Source organism: Paraburkholderia sp. CNPSo 3274, assembly GCF_024206475.1.
Classification (GTDB): domain Bacteria; phylum Pseudomonadota; class Gammaproteobacteria; order Burkholderiales; family Burkholderiaceae; genus Paraburkholderia.
In genome coordinates, this window is record NZ_JAMBPR010000198.1 from 1 (window position 1) to 2007 (window position 2007).

2 protein-coding genes and 1 pseudogene are annotated in these 2007 nt (G+C 62.4%); all 3 read right to left on the reverse strand.

The window, feature by feature from the left end; translation table 11 throughout:
* Positions 1–306 (reverse strand): hypothetical protein (locus M3I54_RS44110; RefSeq protein ID WP_254346682.1); only part of this gene is annotated, 306 nt, incomplete at its 3' end.
* A 78-nt stretch (positions 307–384) separates the two neighbouring features.
* Complete coding sequence (gene istB / locus M3I54_RS44115) at positions 385–1218, reverse strand: IS21-like element helper ATPase IstB (protein ID WP_254346684.1); 834 nt, start codon at positions 1216–1218, stop codon at positions 385–387.
* Positions 1215–2007 (reverse strand): annotated as a pseudogene (locus M3I54_RS44120) (IS21 family transposase); the annotation flags it as partial. The pseudogene M3I54_RS44120 and the gene istB, both read right to left, overlap by 4 nt.

Consider the following 2007-nt stretch of genomic DNA (forward strand, 5'->3'; position numbering starts at 1 on the left):
TGTGGCGCGACAATCCGGATGAGAGACGCGCGACAAACAAGTTGAGAATGTCGCGGCAGAAATGATGATGCCGATGTTGATTGACGCTGGCAAGCGTTTATTGATTGACGCGCGGCGTTGATTGACGCGGGCGAGTGGGTGTCGCGCGACAATCAAGCTGAAGCCACCAGTCGTTGAGGATTGCTGTGTAATGGTGACGCCGCAGGTATTTGGCCGCGCGACAATCAGGATAAGAATGGGGTGGCGTGGGTAATCACGCTGGTGTTGATTGACGCCGGCGAGCTTGGCCTGCCAGCCGCGCGTCAATCTGGATGAGAACAGCGCGTCAGTTGGTGAGGTCGATGCCGTAACGCGTGACGCTGGCTTTGAGCACGCGCTGTCCCGTCATTGTTGACCCTCCTGTGTCGGCGGCACGCCAACGTTCTTTGGTGTCGCGCGACTGGCCGGGCGTCCCGGTCCCTGCTGCTTGCGCTGCAGGGCCGTACGGCGACGGTAGCTTTCGACGTTCAGCTCAAAGATCGTCGAGTGATGGACCAGCCGGTCGACGGCGGCCACCGTCATGGCCCGGTCGGGGAAGACCTTGTCCCATTCGCCGAACGGTTGATTTGCTGTTATGCAAAGAGAACGGCGCTCATATCTGGCGCTGATGAGCTCGAACAGGACCGACGTCTCGGCCTGATCCTTGCTGACATAGGCGAAATCGTCGAGGACGACCAAATCGAAGCGATCCAGCCGGTTGATGGCGGATTCCAGAGCGAGCTCGCGGCGCGCGACCTGCAACCGCTGCACGAGGTCGGTGGTACGCGCAAACAGGACCTTCCAGCCCTTCTCCAGCAGGCTCAGTCCAATGGCCGACGACAAGTGCGACTTGCCACCCCCACTCGGTCCCAGAAGAATCAGGTTGGTGCCGTTACGCAACCAGCCATCGCCAGCGCAAAGCGCCGAGACGTGCGCGCGGGACACCATCGGCACCGCGTCGAAATCGAAGTTCTCCAGTGTCTTGCCCGGCAGGAGCTTGGCGTCCCTGAGGTGACGTTCGACCCGGCGTCGATCGCGCTCGGCGATCTCGTGTTCGGCCAGCGCCATCAGCAGGCGCGCTGCCGGCCAGCCTTCCGTGTCGGAGCGCTCGGCAAAGCTGGACCAGATCTGCTTGATGGCGGGCAGCCGCAAATCGTTGAGCAGCAGCGACAGGCGGGTGGCGTCGATGTCGAGACTCATGCCGTCACCTCCGTTGCCATGTCGACAAGCAGGGCTTCGTAGTCGCTCAGCGGTGCTAGCCGGACGTTCACCTCCGGCATGCTGTTCGTGCGCTTCGCTTCGAAACGCGAACACAGTGCGTCCAGGTCGGGTAACTGTCCATCGTCCAGGCACTGCTGCAGCGCCTGGGCCAGTTGCGCTTCGCAGTTGTGCTCGTGGGCCAGGCTGAGCAGTTCAACCATGGTCCTGCATGCCTGACGCTCCGGGAGCTGTTCGAGCAGGCGATCGAAGCTCAGGCGATAGGCCTCGCGCGGAAAGACCTGATCGCGGTAGACCAGGTTGAGCAGCGCCATGGGCTTGCGGCGCAGCGCGCGGATGACGTGCCGGTAGTTGATGACGTGGCCGTGCTTGCCATGGGGACCCGCGCGGCCGCGCTGCAGTGTCATCAGGGCCGTACTGCCCAGGAACAGCTCCAACCTGTCGTCGTACAGCCGCACGCGCAGGTGATGGCCGATCAGTCGTGACGGGACGGTATAGAACACCTTGCGCAGGACGAAGCCGCAGGTGGTCGTGACGTATACGCGCGTTTCCTCGTAGTCGCACGTACGCTGGGCCGGAAGCGGCTGAAGCAGTGCCCGCTCGGCCTCAATGCGTTTGCCATTACGCGCGTTGATTCGACCGACGATCTCGTCGATGAAGCGGCGATAGGAACCGAGATCGTCGAAGTCGTGACTGCCGCGCAGAAGCAACGCATCACGCACTGCGTTCTTGAGGTGGCCATGAGGGCTCTCGATGGAGCCGTTCTCGTGG

Bases quoted from the DNA above. Each gene is read 5' to 3' on its own strand.
- istB (WP_254346684.1), bottom strand. From the start codon at position 1,218: ATGAGTCTCGACATCGACGCCACCCGCCTGTCGCTGCTGCTCAACGAT.